The sequence below is a fragment of the Mycobacterium sp. NGS40 genome (assembly GCF_059812735.1).
In genome coordinates, this window is the sequence record NZ_JCALDG010000024.1 from 1 (window position 1) to 12631 (window position 12631).

18 protein-coding genes are annotated in these 12631 nt (G+C 65.3%); 6 read left to right on the plus strand and 12 right to left on the minus strand.

The features are described from left to right. Positions 1 to 73: 73 nt before the first annotated feature. Positions 74 to 385, plus strand: a complete 312-nt coding sequence (locus AC5Y5O_RS26430) for a hypothetical protein (RefSeq protein ID WP_005115655.1) — start codon at positions 74 to 76, stop codon at positions 383 to 385. On the opposite strand, the gene AC5Y5O_RS26435 is transcribed toward AC5Y5O_RS26430, so the two are convergent. The 10 genes from AC5Y5O_RS26435 to AC5Y5O_RS26480 all read right to left on the minus strand — a co-directional run bounded on the left by AC5Y5O_RS26435 (position 382) and on the right by AC5Y5O_RS26480 (position 7565). Next, the gene (locus tag AC5Y5O_RS26435; RefSeq protein ID WP_005113639.1) at positions 382 to 603 is read right to left on the minus strand and encodes a hypothetical protein; all 222 of its coding nucleotides are present in this window, start codon (positions 601 to 603) and stop codon (positions 382 to 384) included. The two genes, AC5Y5O_RS26430 and AC5Y5O_RS26435, sit on opposite strands and share 4 nt — an antisense overlap. 408 nt (positions 604 to 1011) lie before the next feature. After that, positions 1012 to 1470: a hypothetical protein gene (locus AC5Y5O_RS26440; protein WP_005113640.1), complete on the minus strand. Its 459-nt coding sequence runs from the start codon at positions 1468 to 1470 to the stop codon at positions 1012 to 1014. A gap of 31 nt (positions 1471 to 1501) precedes the next feature. After that, complete coding sequence (locus AC5Y5O_RS26445) at positions 1502 to 2380, minus strand: sce7726 family protein (protein WP_005113641.1); 879 nt, start codon at positions 2378 to 2380, stop codon at positions 1502 to 1504. Positions 2381 to 2408: 28 nt separating this feature from the next. Continuing rightward, positions 2409 to 3134: a DUF5131 family protein gene (locus AC5Y5O_RS26450; RefSeq protein WP_005113642.1), complete on the minus strand. Its 726-nt coding sequence runs from the start codon at positions 3132 to 3134 to the stop codon at positions 2409 to 2411. Beyond that, a complete protein-coding gene (locus tag AC5Y5O_RS26455) occupies positions 3131 to 3487 on the minus strand; it encodes a hypothetical protein (RefSeq protein WP_005113643.1) in 357 nt (118 codons plus the stop codon). The genes AC5Y5O_RS26450 and AC5Y5O_RS26455 overlap by 4 nt, the downstream gene beginning before the upstream one ends. Continuing rightward, the gene (locus AC5Y5O_RS26460) at positions 3484 to 3762 is read right to left on the minus strand and encodes a hypothetical protein (protein WP_232530484.1); all 279 of its coding nucleotides are present in this window, start codon (positions 3760 to 3762) and stop codon (positions 3484 to 3486) included. The genes AC5Y5O_RS26455 and AC5Y5O_RS26460 overlap by 4 nt, the downstream gene beginning before the upstream one ends. Positions 3763 to 3909: 147 nt before the next feature. Continuing rightward, on the minus strand, positions 3910 to 5340 hold the full coding sequence (locus tag AC5Y5O_RS26465; protein WP_005113645.1) for a coiled-coil domain-containing protein: 1431 nt from the start codon (positions 5338 to 5340) through the stop codon (positions 3910 to 3912). Beyond that, positions 5337 to 5993, minus strand: coding sequence for a hypothetical protein (locus AC5Y5O_RS26470; protein ID WP_050547105.1), 657 nt, complete (start codon positions 5991 to 5993; stop codon positions 5337 to 5339). Before AC5Y5O_RS26470 ends, AC5Y5O_RS26465 begins: the two co-directional genes overlap by 4 nt. A 31-nt stretch (positions 5994 to 6024) precedes the next feature. Next, positions 6025 to 7017 carry a DNA-binding protein WhiA gene (gene whiA / locus AC5Y5O_RS26475; RefSeq protein WP_232530493.1) on the minus strand — a complete coding sequence of 331 codons (993 nt, stop codon included), beginning with the start codon at positions 7015 to 7017 and terminating at the stop codon, positions 6025 to 6027. Positions 7018 to 7019: 2 nt separating this feature from the next. Beyond that, on the minus strand, positions 7020 to 7565 hold the full coding sequence (locus AC5Y5O_RS26480) for a hypothetical protein (RefSeq protein ID WP_005113647.1): 546 nt from the start codon (positions 7563 to 7565) through the stop codon (positions 7020 to 7022). Positions 7566 to 7651: 86 nt separating this feature from the next. On the opposite strand from AC5Y5O_RS26480, the gene AC5Y5O_RS26485 reads away from it, so the two are divergent. Beyond that, positions 7652 to 7981, plus strand: coding sequence for a hypothetical protein (locus tag AC5Y5O_RS26485; RefSeq protein WP_232530483.1), 330 nt, complete (start codon positions 7652 to 7654; stop codon positions 7979 to 7981). 290 nt (positions 7982 to 8271) lie between these two features. On the opposite strand, the gene AC5Y5O_RS26490 is transcribed toward AC5Y5O_RS26485, so the two are convergent. Together AC5Y5O_RS26490 and AC5Y5O_RS26495 are read right to left on the minus strand one after the other, a co-directional pair. Next, positions 8272 to 8925 carry a hypothetical protein gene (locus tag AC5Y5O_RS26490; RefSeq protein ID WP_005113652.1) on the minus strand — a complete coding sequence of 218 codons (654 nt, stop codon included), beginning with the start codon at positions 8923 to 8925 and terminating at the stop codon, positions 8272 to 8274. Further along, positions 8922 to 9686 carry a hypothetical protein gene (locus AC5Y5O_RS26495; RefSeq protein ID WP_232530482.1) on the minus strand — a complete coding sequence of 255 codons (765 nt, stop codon included), beginning with the start codon at positions 9684 to 9686 and terminating at the stop codon, positions 8922 to 8924. Before AC5Y5O_RS26495 ends, AC5Y5O_RS26490 begins: the two co-directional genes overlap by 4 nt. A gap of 145 nt (positions 9687 to 9831) precedes the next feature. Between AC5Y5O_RS26495 and AC5Y5O_RS26500 the strand changes: the two genes are divergently transcribed. Genes AC5Y5O_RS26500 through AC5Y5O_RS26515 form a run of 4 tightly spaced genes read left to right on the plus strand, consistent with a single transcriptional unit; the run spans position 9832 to position 12573 of the window. Beyond that, positions 9832 to 10902 carry an ArdC-like ssDNA-binding domain-containing protein gene (locus AC5Y5O_RS26500; protein WP_005113654.1) on the plus strand — a complete coding sequence of 357 codons (1071 nt, stop codon included), beginning with the start codon at positions 9832 to 9834 and terminating at the stop codon, positions 10900 to 10902. Positions 10903 to 10923: 21 nt separating this feature from the next. Continuing rightward, complete coding sequence (locus AC5Y5O_RS26505; protein WP_005113655.1) at positions 10924 to 11073, plus strand: hypothetical protein; 150 nt, start codon at positions 10924 to 10926, stop codon at positions 11071 to 11073. Then, positions 11054 to 11659, plus strand: a complete 606-nt coding sequence (locus AC5Y5O_RS26510; protein ID WP_005115658.1) for a hypothetical protein — start codon at positions 11054 to 11056, stop codon at positions 11657 to 11659. Before AC5Y5O_RS26505 ends, AC5Y5O_RS26510 begins: the two co-directional genes overlap by 20 nt. Continuing rightward, a complete protein-coding gene (locus AC5Y5O_RS26515) occupies positions 11656 to 12573 on the plus strand; it encodes a hypothetical protein (protein ID WP_005113657.1) in 918 nt (305 codons plus the stop codon). Before AC5Y5O_RS26510 ends, AC5Y5O_RS26515 begins: the two co-directional genes overlap by 4 nt. The last annotated feature ends 58 nt before the right edge of the window (positions 12574 to 12631 follow it).

Here is a 12631-nt window from a genome sequence, read left to right on the forward strand (position 1 = left end):
GGCGAAGATCAGCGCCTACCGATGAGCATAGCGTCCCGGCAGCGTTATCATCTGTTACCCAAGGAGGTTTCACGTGACTGCGGTCAGACAAGTGCAGGTCCACCATGTCGAACGGCACGCCAGCCGTGCGATCACACGGCGCTTGGGCCACCTTTATGCACCGGCGATCATCGCGGTAGTACGCGACTGCACACACCCAGGTTCGGTGATCCTGCATGTCAACTCCGGTGGCAATGCCCTAGCGGCAGAACGTGAGCTCCGGTTTCGCGGATACCGGGTCGACCACACCGAGTACGACCCCTTCGCGGACGGCCATTACGGCGTTCAGCTGCGGGTAAGCCCCAACGTTCCGCCCGCGGCGCAACCAAGCCCAATCGCTGGCTAGGGCGCGGCGACCCAGACCAGCGGGTAGTAGCCGTCCTGATCCTTGATCGGCGACACACCAACTACGAGGCCACAACTCGGGCCCAACGCCGGGTCGTCAGCGAGCACGATGTTCAAGTAGCCGGCCTGCTTTTCCGCGCTTGCGCGTTTGACATAGCCGAAGCCGCCGCCGACCGGGTCGCCCAGCCGAGGCGGGTTCAATGGAGGCGATACAGCCACCTTCCGCTCCTTATCTCTCAGTATCATTGGCGGGTTTAGTCCGGTAGTAGCGCAACGTCGGAACCCGCGGGCGTCCGATACACGCGTCCCGGCTCGAACGTGAATTGGGTGTAGGCCGGCACTCGACGATACGACGTGTGACACCGGGTTCCTCGTAGTTCCACCACGAGAATCCCGCAACAGGCGGGGGCGGACCGGCGGACAGCGTCTGCGGAAAGTCGCGGAACTCGCCGTGGCGGCATCTGTAGCGGCCGACGACCGGATCCACCGTCCAGTAGTTCGGCGGGTCCACGATTGACCACCTTGATTGCCGGGTCGTCGCATTTCGGCGATTCACACCGGCTGGCGCACCGCATGCACTCGATCAGCTGCTTCGACGAAATTTTCACTACTGCCATCGATCGCGTCCTACGTGCCGGCGTGTCCGCGTCGTTGCCGACGGCGGCGGGTGAGGTCTACAGCGCCTTCGACGCCATCGAGGTAGCCGTCGAACTCCGCTCGGTGTGCCTCCACGAGCGCTGCGATCGCGCGCAGCTCGTTGTTGGCTCGCACGGCCTCGGGGTCGGTCGGTGCGGCGTTGTGGCCGCTGTAGCCACGCACCCGGGTGAGTTCGCGGACAAGGACTGCGGCCGGGTTGGTGCGCCACCTGCTGGTATGCCGGGCGGTGGTCCAGCAGGTCATGCACACGGTGAAGCCAGTGCGTTGCTGGCCGTGGATGCGGATCCGTTCGTGGAGCTCGTCGGGTGTGATGACGCTGGCGACCTCGACGGCCAGGCGGCCGCATTCGGTGTAGCGGGCGTACGGGCGCCAGGGCACGACGTCGCGGGCGACATGATCTCGACGCTCCTGTATGAACTGCTCGGCCATCGCGTTGTCCTCTATCGTTCTCGGGCTGGGGTTACGCCGCCCAGCCGTGTGTGGTGTTGGCCAGTTGAGCCACCGGCTTCTGCAGGAGTTGCCCTAAGCGTTGCCACGCAACTGCAGAGAGGGTCAGGCCGGCGGCCGCGGCCGCCAAGGATGCAGGCAGTGCGGCGGCGGCGGCGGCCGCTCGTTGGCGCGCGTCACGGTGTCGGAGTTCAGTGACGAATTCCTGGTAGGCGGCGTCGAGGGGAAGGCTCGTGAAGAGTTCGGCGGTGCGCCGGTACAGCAGTGCGGAGGGGACATCGACCGTGTATCCAAGCCGCCGATGGAGCACGGCGAGCCGTTCACTTTGGCGAAGTACCCGGAACAGGGATACCGGGTCGAGTCGCGAATGTCCGCCGGAGGCGGGTCGTACCGTCGTCAAGGTGAGCGAGTCCTCGTCGAGGGCCCGCACGCCGACGTGCGCTGGCAGCGCATCGAGCACCCGGGCGGCTTTGGCTTCCGATGTCACGACATGGACGAATTCGAAACATCGTGAGTAGCTGAGCACTTGGAGCTCCAGGCGCGTGAAGCTGTCCAGGTCGGTTTTGATTTCGAACGCTGACGCGGCTTCGCCGGCCACCACGACGTCGGCGATGGAGAGGAAGACAGGTAAGCCCGTCATGGCGTGGGCGGACGGTTCGGTGGCTATCGCCTGTTTGATCACGGCCGATTTGTATACGTATTCGCAACGGTAGTTGCTGGCGAGTTGTTCGTGGGCGGCTTCGAACGCGAGGCGCAGTGGCACATCAGCGTCGACGAGTTCGGCGATCGGCACGATGCGCTCCTTCGCCCACAAGGCCGGGTGTGGCTTGGAAAGCTCGCGCACTACACGTGTCGAGAATGCCGAGGCCAGTTCGCGGGCCGTGGCGGTCATTGGATCTGCCCGCTCGCCACCACATGCCTCATCGGTGGGTGTGATGGATGTCGACGGGGATGTCGATTTCCTCGCCCTGGCTGTGGAGGTAGTTGATCCATGTCTCGTTGATGGGGCGGCTGTCGTCGATGGTCATGGTGACCAGGTCCAGTGGCGGCTGGGTGCAGGTGTGGGCCGTGGTCCAGCCGCGGCATGCCGGGCATCCTGCTGCACTCATCCAGGGCGCGAGGTCGACGGGTGTGGCTTGGTCGACGACGGCGAATCGTATCGCTGCGGGGGTGTCGAGCAGGGGCGGGATGTGTTGGTCGGCGTCGTGCTGGTTGGTAATGAGGACGCCGAGCCAGATGTGGCGGGGCGGGGTGCCGGCGCGGCGGCGCGCTTCGCGGGCGGCGGGGCTGCTTCGTCGAGTTGGTATCGGGTGATTGTCGAATGCGTCGGCGTAGTCGCGTTTGTGTTGTTCGCGATCGACGATGATGGTGCGCAGTCGAGTGGGGCGTGTGGTGATGACTTCGAAGACGTGTTTGTCCGCGGTTTCAGTTTCTTGGAAGAAGGTGTGGGCCAACCATTCCGGCGCGTCGGGATCCAGGAGCGTGTCGATGTCGACACGGACGCGGTGTGGTTGGCGCCATTCGGGGACATGGGGCCACCAGGTGATCGGGTCACCTTGATAATCCAGTTGCCACAGTGTGGTTCTCGTCGGCCAGTGCGTACCTGGCCGGTGCGGCAGGTGGTGGATGGTGGGCGTCAGGCTCACTGTGTGGACTCCATGGTGTCGGCGGCGTGGGCGGCGGCCAGCAGAGCGGTGGCGTCGTCGCGGGCGTCGTCGGGATGGTCCCAGGTTTGGAAGGTGTCGGAGTGGATGTGGCCGGGGGTGGCGTAGTACACGGTGTTGGCGCCGGAGTACGCGGTGTGGGCGCTTCCTTCGTTGTCGCGCAGTGGTGGAGGGAGTTTGACGAACGCGTAGCCGTGCTCGGCGAGGGCGGCGAACGCTTCGTCGGCGATCCGATGGTTGCGAGTGCCGTCTTGTCCGGTGTCGGCCTCGGGCATGTAGGTGGCCAGAATGTCGGCGACAATGGCTTGTGCGGTGCGGTTTTCGGTGTCGGTCATCGGTTAGGCTCTTTCTCTACTGCGGCGTTGAATGCCGTGTCGGTTTGATCGGCACTGTTGAGCTGCCATCGTGCGGCGCCGCCGGGTGGCCGTTCGGTTTGGGTGATGACGCCGATGCGTGCTAGGGCTCGAAGTTGGGGTCCGACGTAGGCGTGGTGTTCAAAGTTGTTGTATCCGGCGCGGTTACAGATCTCGGCGGTGGACAGGCTTGTGTCGGGGCAGGCGCGTAGGACGGCCAGGATACGTTTGCGCATGGTCGCTGTGCGGGTGCTCACCAGGGCCACACGACCTCCCAGTGGTGTGACTGCGTGGGGTGTGCGTTCACGTTGACCACGGTTTCGATCGTGGTTCGGGCTGTGAAGGGTTTCAAGAGGACCGCGCGGGCCCTCACCTGTGTCGGTGCAGCAGTTCTCGATGTAGCTTCAGCGCAGGGCTTGTATCCACGGGTTGGCGAGCATCGTCGAGACCGCCTCTATGATCGCGCCGTCCGGGCTCGACGAATCGTGGCCTCTGTGCAGCTTCGTGGCTGCCTCTATGCGCTGCAAGAACGCCTGATACGCGGCGCCGGCGGCACGGGCGTACGAGGCGGATGCCTCCATATGGGATTGATCGGTGAACCGCGCGGGCAGCTCAGCCAACTCGGATGACAGGGTCTTTGCCTGCTCCTGCACCCTCCATGTGAGGCTACGCACGAACTCTGCATCTGGCGGTGGTTGGGATCCAACGTCGGCCATACCGATCTCCAGCACGTAATCGATCTGATAGAGCGAGTCCAACGTGTCCTCAATGGTCCTGATTTCCGCGCGGACCTCTACCGGCGCAATGGGAATCGTGAGAATCCTTGGATCAGGGACTGTCGCCATCATCCGCGCAACATCGGCTTGTGCCTGCCGCATCACATCCTCAGCATGAGCACGCGCACTTTCGACCTCGGCTTGCGCGGCACGTCGCGCAGCAGCGACCTCAGCTTCTGCGGCTTGCCGCGCGGCGGCCACCTCACCACTGGCCTGGCCACGGACGGCCGCTATTTCAGCGGCTGTATCGGAGCGTAGCTGCTCACACTCGTTGCGTAGCCGCGCTACGGCTTCTTCTCCTGCCGCACGCTCCGCCGCCCGCTCTGCCATACGTTGCTCGGCGCGCTCATCCGCAGCACGGGCTTGCTCCCTCGCGGCGGCAACTTTGGCCTCGGCCTCGGCACGAACGGTGTCCAGCTGGCTCTGAAGCTCCTGCAGCGCTCTTTCTGCGGCCCTCCGCTCCGCAGTTCGCTCAGCTGTTCGCTGCTCGGCGCGCTCATCGGCGGCGCGGGCACGTTCCTGCCATGCCGCCGCCTCAGCGGCAGCATCGGAGCGAATCTGTTCAATCTCGTTGGCCGCTTCGATGCGAACTTGTTCAGTTTCGGCGCTCGCCAGTTGCACTGCGCGTAGATCAGCGGCCCGCTCACGGGACCGTCGTTGGTCCTTTTCCGCCGACTCGGCCTTGACTGCACGGACGCGTTCGCGCGCGTCGGTGGCGATGCGGGCTGACTCATCAGCCTCGGCCCGCGCCATAGCGGCCGCCGCTTCGGCATCCAGCCGGCCCTGGTGGGCGTCGTGCGCCCGCCGCTCGGCCTCGCGGCTTCGTTGGTCAGCCTCGACGAGCTGCATTACCGGAGATGGCCTCTTGTTGGCCGGCCCGTGGCGTTCGCGGTGTTGGACGAGTTCGCCCTCGGTCATCGCTGCTACTGCGACCGTTTCTGGCCGTGGGCGCAAACCCAGCCGCGTCGACGCCTCGATCGACTCCGCCGCCGCGCGCTTTGCCAACCTGGCCCATTTGTCGACGTCGAGATCCTCGATGTGCTGTCGCGTAGTGGTCATCGTCGCCGCCTCCTGCCCGCGGCTTGTTCGTCTGCGGCTGAGTGTGTTGCTGCGGTCGCCGGTTCTGGGGCAACGGCGGCGCTGGTATTTGATGCGGACTCGGGCCGGTTCCCTGGTGCACTCACCTCACCGGGGTCGGGTGTTGCTGCTTGTGTGTCTGGCGGGATCGAGTTGTCAGGTCCGTCTTTTCGTGTCGCCGCGCCTGCAAGCCTGGAAAGTGGGCCACTCTGCTGCATCAGCACCAGTAAGAGCTGCTCCTGATAGGTCGCCACCGTTTTGGCGAGGGCGTCATCGCCGAGTTGCTCAGCGTCATGAAGCAGTCCTCGCAAGAGCTCCAAGGTCACTTCCGGTCCAAGACCCAGGGTCGCGCCTTCGCTGGCTGCAGGCTCTAGCGAGGCGGTCTCCAGCACATGCCACCACCGCTCCCAGCAACGCGCCACCGACACCGCCCGCTGCGCATCCTCACGCAATTCCACGTGGTGACGTTCCCTCTGATCATGGTCAGCCTGGGCTCGCTTCCCGGCGCGACGTGAACCGTAGAGCACAGCGCACAACACGATAACCGCAGCGACTACTGCCGCGACGCCGCCAAAGCCGGCAGAGAGGATGAAGTCCCGCGCCGGCGGCAGATCCTGCAAACTGATTGCTAGCACTCGGTCAGTCTCCCATCAGGTGTCGTCGCGATCATGAAGGACGTTTGAGGAGATCAGGAAAGTGATCGAAGGTAAGGGCGTCGGTAGTGTCGGGTATTCCCGCGCGATGGGCGGCGTGGTCGGCGAGCCGGATGAGTCGACGGATTCGTCCGGCCACTGTGTCTTTGCTGATCGGCGGTTCGGCCAGCTGAGCCAGTTTATCGAGGGAGACCTCGGGGTGGGCGATACGCAGTTGTCCTGCGTCGGCGAGTAGAGCTGGTGCGCTGGGACCGAGGATCTGCAAGGCGCGCTGCGCCCGCGCGACGGCCTCGGCTGCGGCTTGACTGGAGCGGCGGCGATTAGCGTTATTGAAGTTGGCGAGGTGTTCCCCGGCGATACTGGCACGCGCAGGGCGCGCGGTGCGTGCGTCCCAGATCAGTCGGGTCCGGTGTGCGCCCATCCGGGATAGCAGTTCGCTGATGTCGTTGTCACGGATGGTGACGCGGTCCCGTTGCTGAATGATGCGCATCTTGGCGTGGACGCCGAGTTTGCGTGCGGCGCCGACGAGGGCGAGGGCGGCTTCGGGGCCGGGGCAATGGACTTCGAGGGCGGTGGTGCGGCCGTTGTCGACGAGGATGCCTCGGGCCTGAAAGGCGCCGCGCCACACAGATTCCGCGTCGGCGACCGTTCCGCTGACGATGTGCGGGGGCATGCCCCTCACGGGTGCACCGCGGCGGTCCAACAACCCGGTCCGCAGGGCCAACGGTTCGGCGTCTTTGCCGACATAGATGAGGTAGCCGGCGGCGGGCCGGGAGGCGCTGGCCGCAAGAACGCGCAGGATGGCGTGGCAGCCGTAGAGCTCTTGGATGTTGGACTGCAAGCGATGGGCGGTGCTGGCGAGGTCGAGCTCGGCGGCGATGACGAGGTGGTTGCCGGCGATGCGGAGGCTTTCGGTATAGCGCAACATGGCGGCGACTTCGGCCTTGCGGGCGTTGGTGTTGTCGACGTGGACACGGCTCAGCTCGTCTTTGGTGTCGGTGGTGATGCTCACGGTGCGGTCCGCCGTTTCTTGGGGAGTTGGTGCCACATGCTGATCGCGGTGGCGACGGTTCGGGTCGCGAAAAGCGTTGGCGTTGGAGAGAAGAGAGGCTTCGCCGACTTTGCGCGGTCGGTTCTTGTGCGGTCGGCTGGCCCGACGAGCAGATGTGGTGCCGGCCTGGCGGCGATGACGATCCCGGTGCCCAGCAGCGCGGGTAGCAGCAGGGCTAGGCCGGCGACTGGATGTCCCGCGGCGGCGACGATGAGTCCGGCCAGGAGCGCGGCGGCGACGGCGCCGCCGGTGATAGGCCAGCTGGCTGCTCGGATACCGCTTCGGTGTGCCCGCAGCCGCCATTCGGCGGCGATCGCGTCCGGGTCGATGATGCTCGGGGAGGCTAGCTGACCGGCGGTGGCGGTGCACCATTCGGCGAACTCGTTGGCTGTGTCGCGGGCGCGCGGATGGCGCTCGGCCCAGATGTGGGCCAGGTGCGCGTCCTGGCTAATCCAGTGATGCAGTTGCGTCCTGGTCGGGGTAAGGCTGGCTCGGGTTGCCATGCTCCGACGGTATGGGCCGATATTGGTGGTTTTCCAGAGGACCGCGGCAAGGTTCGGAGCTATTGAATCCGCCTATTCTGTGGTGTATGACGAGCGAGTCGATGGGGATCGTGGAGGCAGGTTCGTTGGAGCCGGCGCCCCCGTGCCCCCATCCTGCGGCGGCGTATTTCGCCGAACAGCTCAAGACCCTGATGGGCCAGTACCGCGTTCGCACGCCGGCAGGAAAGCCACGCAAGCTCACACCGCTGCGGCTGCAGCAGATGCTTTCCGCCCAATATCCGGGTTGGCGGCGGTCGCAGTCTCAGATGTATCGGCTCTACCGGGCCGAGAGCCTTCCGTACCTCGACGACATCTGTGTGATCGCCGAATTCTTCGGGGTGTCGCCGCGGTTGTTCGTCTGCGACCGAGCGCTGTAGCCCGTGGGGAGCGTTACAGACCAAATATTGGTCCGTTGGGCCGCACCAGCATCCTGGGATGCCAGCGCGGCGGAGATTCTGCTGTTCGGCGTCGCTTGGCGACGACATTCGCGATCAGATCGCTTATCTCGATTTGCCTTGGCGCGGTTGCGAACTCGCTGACGGGTTTGTCGCGATTGGTTCCGTTGTTCGCTTTATGCTGCTGACCGCGGAGGACTTGGAGCGGTCGTTTCTTGCGCTGGACGGCGCTCCGCTGATGGCAGCTGGCCGGTACCGACGGTGAACGCGTGTTACCGCCAGTAGCTGGGCAGCTGCTCGACGCTTTCGCGGTAGCTGGGTTCCAAGGTCATGAGGTCGAGTTGGTAGGAGCGTCGCTGCTTGTCGGGCCACTGGTGAACTCGTTCGAGCAGCCAGTCGTACCAGTCGACGTCGAGGCCGGCAGCGGCCATGCCGGCCCGGTAGGAGGCGGTGGCCAGGTCACGGTCGATGGCGGTTCCGATGATGGAGGTGGCGAGATTGATGCCGGTTTGGGTCCGAAGCCGCTGTTCTGTCTCGTCAGTGTCGGTCAGGCACTGCTTGATCGCCTCGAACCAAGCGTCGAGGGCGGCTCGCCAGCCCACGCCGCGGTCTGGTTCCCAGTCCGCGGGCGGGAGGTTGGCCAGTTCGGTAGCGGCGTCGACGCGGGCCTCGTGTTGCGCTGCTGGTAGGCCGTCGGGTGCGGCCAGGGTGCTGATGAGGTTGTCTCGCCAGGTGGGAGTGAGGGTGCCGTCGCGCGCGGAGAGCAGGTGCGCGCGCAGCAGGGTCAGACGCGTGATGTTGCGCTGGAATTCGGTGATCGCCGTGGTGGTCTGTGCCAGGCGGCCGGCGATGTCGACGTTCCACGTGGGTTGGGGCTCGTCGCCGGTGTCCTCGTCGTCGGCGTCGGGGCGCGGTGTTGTGGTCATCGCAGGGTGAACGCTTCTGCGGCGGCTGCACTGTAGGGCGGGAGGATGGCGTGGGCACGGCGAAGCGCTGTGACGATGCGGGCAAATGTCACGTCATGGTCGTCGCGGCGTCGAGGATGGCTGGTGTCGAATTGGGTGTCCTCGGGGGTGAGGCCGAGCAGGCTCGGCGCCAGGGCGCCGCGTTCGCCTGCGGCGCTGATGAACTCGATGCGATAGCGGCCTTGGTGGTCCCAGCTGGTGGGGCGGCCGTCAACGACGGTGGGTGTGCCCTTCCACCGCTGCGGTGAGTAGATGATGAGTTTCTCGCCGGTGCGCTGATGGACGAATTCGGCGCCGTCTGTGTCGAGGGTGGTCACGGGCAGAGGGTATTCGATGTCGTCGATGTTGTTGGCGATGATGACATCGCGGCTGCTGGTGATCGTCTCCGATTCGATCCACATGCTTGCGGCGTAGCGGGCGGCGTGCCACAGCAGCTCGGGTTGCGATCGGGCCGCTGGGGTGGCGGCGCCCTGGGTGTAGGGCGGTAGCTGGCGGACGGCTTTGGCGTACGTACGCAGTTCTGCTCTGGGGTGGCCGAGCTCCCGGGCGATGTAGTGGTCGCTGAAGCCGAGTTGACGCATCGTCAGGAACGCCAGGCCAATCACGTCGCGTTCGCTCTGTTCGGCTTCCAGCCGGTTGTGGCGGGCGTGGGCGACCGCTGTGGTGACCGCGTGGACGGCGGTCAGGAGATGACGCGGGACGTCTTCGCTGACAGTGGTCACATTCTGACGGTATGCGCGCAGATTGAGGTTTTCCACAGGACATCCGGGTCGCTCCGGCGAGAGGGAGTCCTCTTGAAGACGGCTCTTGAGCTGGCTGATGCTGGGGATCATCCCTCTTGTGAGCCAGGTGAAGGAGACGTGGCCAATGTGTCGGTCAGAACGTGACCCGGATGGTCCGCGCCGGTGCCCCGGCGATGCGCGTGCGGCTTATCACCGCACCGCGGTGGCGGTGCTGGATTTGGAGCATGCCGAAGCCGAGTTGATGCAGGAATTGGCCGCGATCGACACCGACGCCGGCGGCTCAAGTGGTGGCGTCTCCCGGCCGGTGGTGAGCTTCCCCGACAAGGAGACGCGCACCGAGGACATTCGGCGGGAGATCGACACGGCGATCAACGAGCTGAACACCGGTGAGAACTGGCGGCAATGGTTGGAATTCTCGGGAAAGTTTCACAAGTACTCGCTGAACAACCAGCTGTTGATCTATATGCAGAAGCCGGAAGCAACTCAGGTCGCCGGTTTCAACAAGTGGAAAGAGCTAGGACGCTCAGTCACTAAGGGCGAGAAGGCAATCTGGATTTTCGCTCCTATGGTCCGCAAGGTCCGCGTCGAGGATGCCAATGGCAACCCGGTGTTGGACTCCAGGGGCAAACCTCGGTACGAGCAGAAAGTCACCGGGTTTAAGACGGTGCCCGTGTTCGACGTGTCCTCCACCGACGGCGAGCCGCTCCCCCAGCCTCCCGTCGTGGAGGTCGACCGGATGTCGGGTTCGGCACCCGAGGGAATGCACGAGGATCTCACCGCACAGATCGAGGGACACGGATACCGCGTGGTGTACGAAGACCTCGGCGACGGACCTGGGATTCCCGACGGGCGCACCGTCCCGGACTTGAAGACCGTCACCATCAACACCCACTACAGCCACGCCCACCAAGGGCTGGTGCTTGCCCATGAACTCGCCCATATTGAGTGCGGCCACACCGAGCAGACCGACAAGTACCACACCGGTGCCGGCGGCGAGCGCTCCACGATGGAGGTGGAAGCGCAAAGCGTCTCCTACGTTGTCGGTCGCAGATGGGGGCTGACCGACAACGCGTCGTTCTCCTACATCGACGGCTGGGCCCACGGCGACAAGGAGAAGATACGTAAGACCGCTGAGTCCGTGATCAAAGCCACCGACCGAATCATGGCCCGCTCCAAGCTCTTACAGACCACATAACAATCTGAAGGGAAGTACATCATGCCTGCACGCATTCAGGTCGAGGTAACCGATCCGACCGACGGCGTGACTCACGTCTTCGAAGGATCCGACGACGCCGCCGTCGACCGACAGATCGACGCGTTCTTCGCCGTCGACGACGCTGAGCGACGTGAACGTGACGACCGCTGACTCGATCGCCGATAAGCGCCGGGCTCTGGCGTCGGTGCGCAAGCGTCTTGCGGCAGCCCGGAATCGGCTACGCCAAACACATATCGAGTACACGTCCACCCCGGACGGGGCCTGCGAAACCTATCGCCGATTCGAGCTGGCCGACGGCGAGGAGCGCGCCGCGCTGCGACAGATCTACTTGGCCGGTCTGTCCATGGCCGACCATGAATACCAGCGCCGCGCCGAGCTGGGCCACGCCAACGACTCGGACGGACCCCTGGAGGCCTTGCCGCTGGGCAGCCCGCAGGATCCACTGGTTGGGGTGCTCGTGGAACACCGGGTCATGGGCTGGGTGCGCAGCGGGCCCGCTGCCCTAGCGTCAGGGAAGGTCACTGTCGGCTTGATCCGGGTGCTTGCCGACGGAACATCACGCCGGCGGATCCGACTACGCTGCGCAGTTCACAGCGAGCTCGGCGTGTTCACCGAGACCCTTGCCACGGTGGTTCGGCAGGCCTTGGCGGATCCTCTCACACGCGAACGGCTCGACGAATTCCTCGGTGCGGCAGCAAGTCCAGCGATAGCCGCCGCGGCTCAGGTGCCGAAATGAACGTGACAGTCTGCGCCGTGACGGCGGCCGATGTGGAGACAGCGCAGGAGCGTGCAGCTCGCCGCGTCGATGAGTTGGCGCGGGCGGTCAGCGGCGTTCTGGAGGTTCTTGCGGCGATCTATCGTGACGAAGACTGGCGTTACCTTCGCGATCGTTGCGGGGAGCCGTACCGGGATTTCGTCGGGTTCGTCCGCGATAAGCTCGGCGGCTCCGAATCGAATGCCAGGCGTTACCGCCAGGGTGTGGAGACGTTGGTGGCGCCACTGCGGGAAATCACCGGTGCCGATGTTCGTATCCCGGTAACACCGAATGATGTTGCCGTTCTGGGCGTGTCCGGTGCCTCACGAGTGGTTGAAGCGGCCCCGGGACGGTTGGAAGGTGTCGGTAGCGCTGAGGAGCGCACCGCGGCGCTGCGCGAACTGATTGACACGGTGATCAATGAACGGCGTCGTCGTGACATCGCAGCCGACGTCGTTGTCGACGTCTCACCCTCCGATCCCGCGCCTGAGGCCTTACCGTCGGCGGCTGCCGACGAGCCTGCAGGCGGCGCTGCGACCGGTCCTGCAACCGTCGCTGGCCAAGGCGTCCACGTCTCCCGCGGCGAGGCCGCCGGAGGAGGCCTTGAGGGCCTCGGCGTCGGCGAGCATCCGCCCGATCGCCACGAGCCGACAGGCTCCGCGCCCAGCGTTGATGTGAGGGCCGCACGATTGCCCGCTGCGGCGCCCGCCGGGGCCCGCCGTGATACGCCCGACGTTGACGCGCTGCGCGCCGCGCTGGACGTGGTCTTGCGACTCGACCCGGCGCTGGCTGCCGACGGATTGGGAGCATCCGGCGACGTGTCCACCGCGGCGCGCGATTGCGCGACGGCTGCTCAGCGCTTGGCGCGGCTGAGTAATCTGCTCAACGTGCTGTAGCCGGGGCGCAAACGGCTGGGGAAGGCAACTAATGGCGGGTTCGAAGCCTGATGCGCAG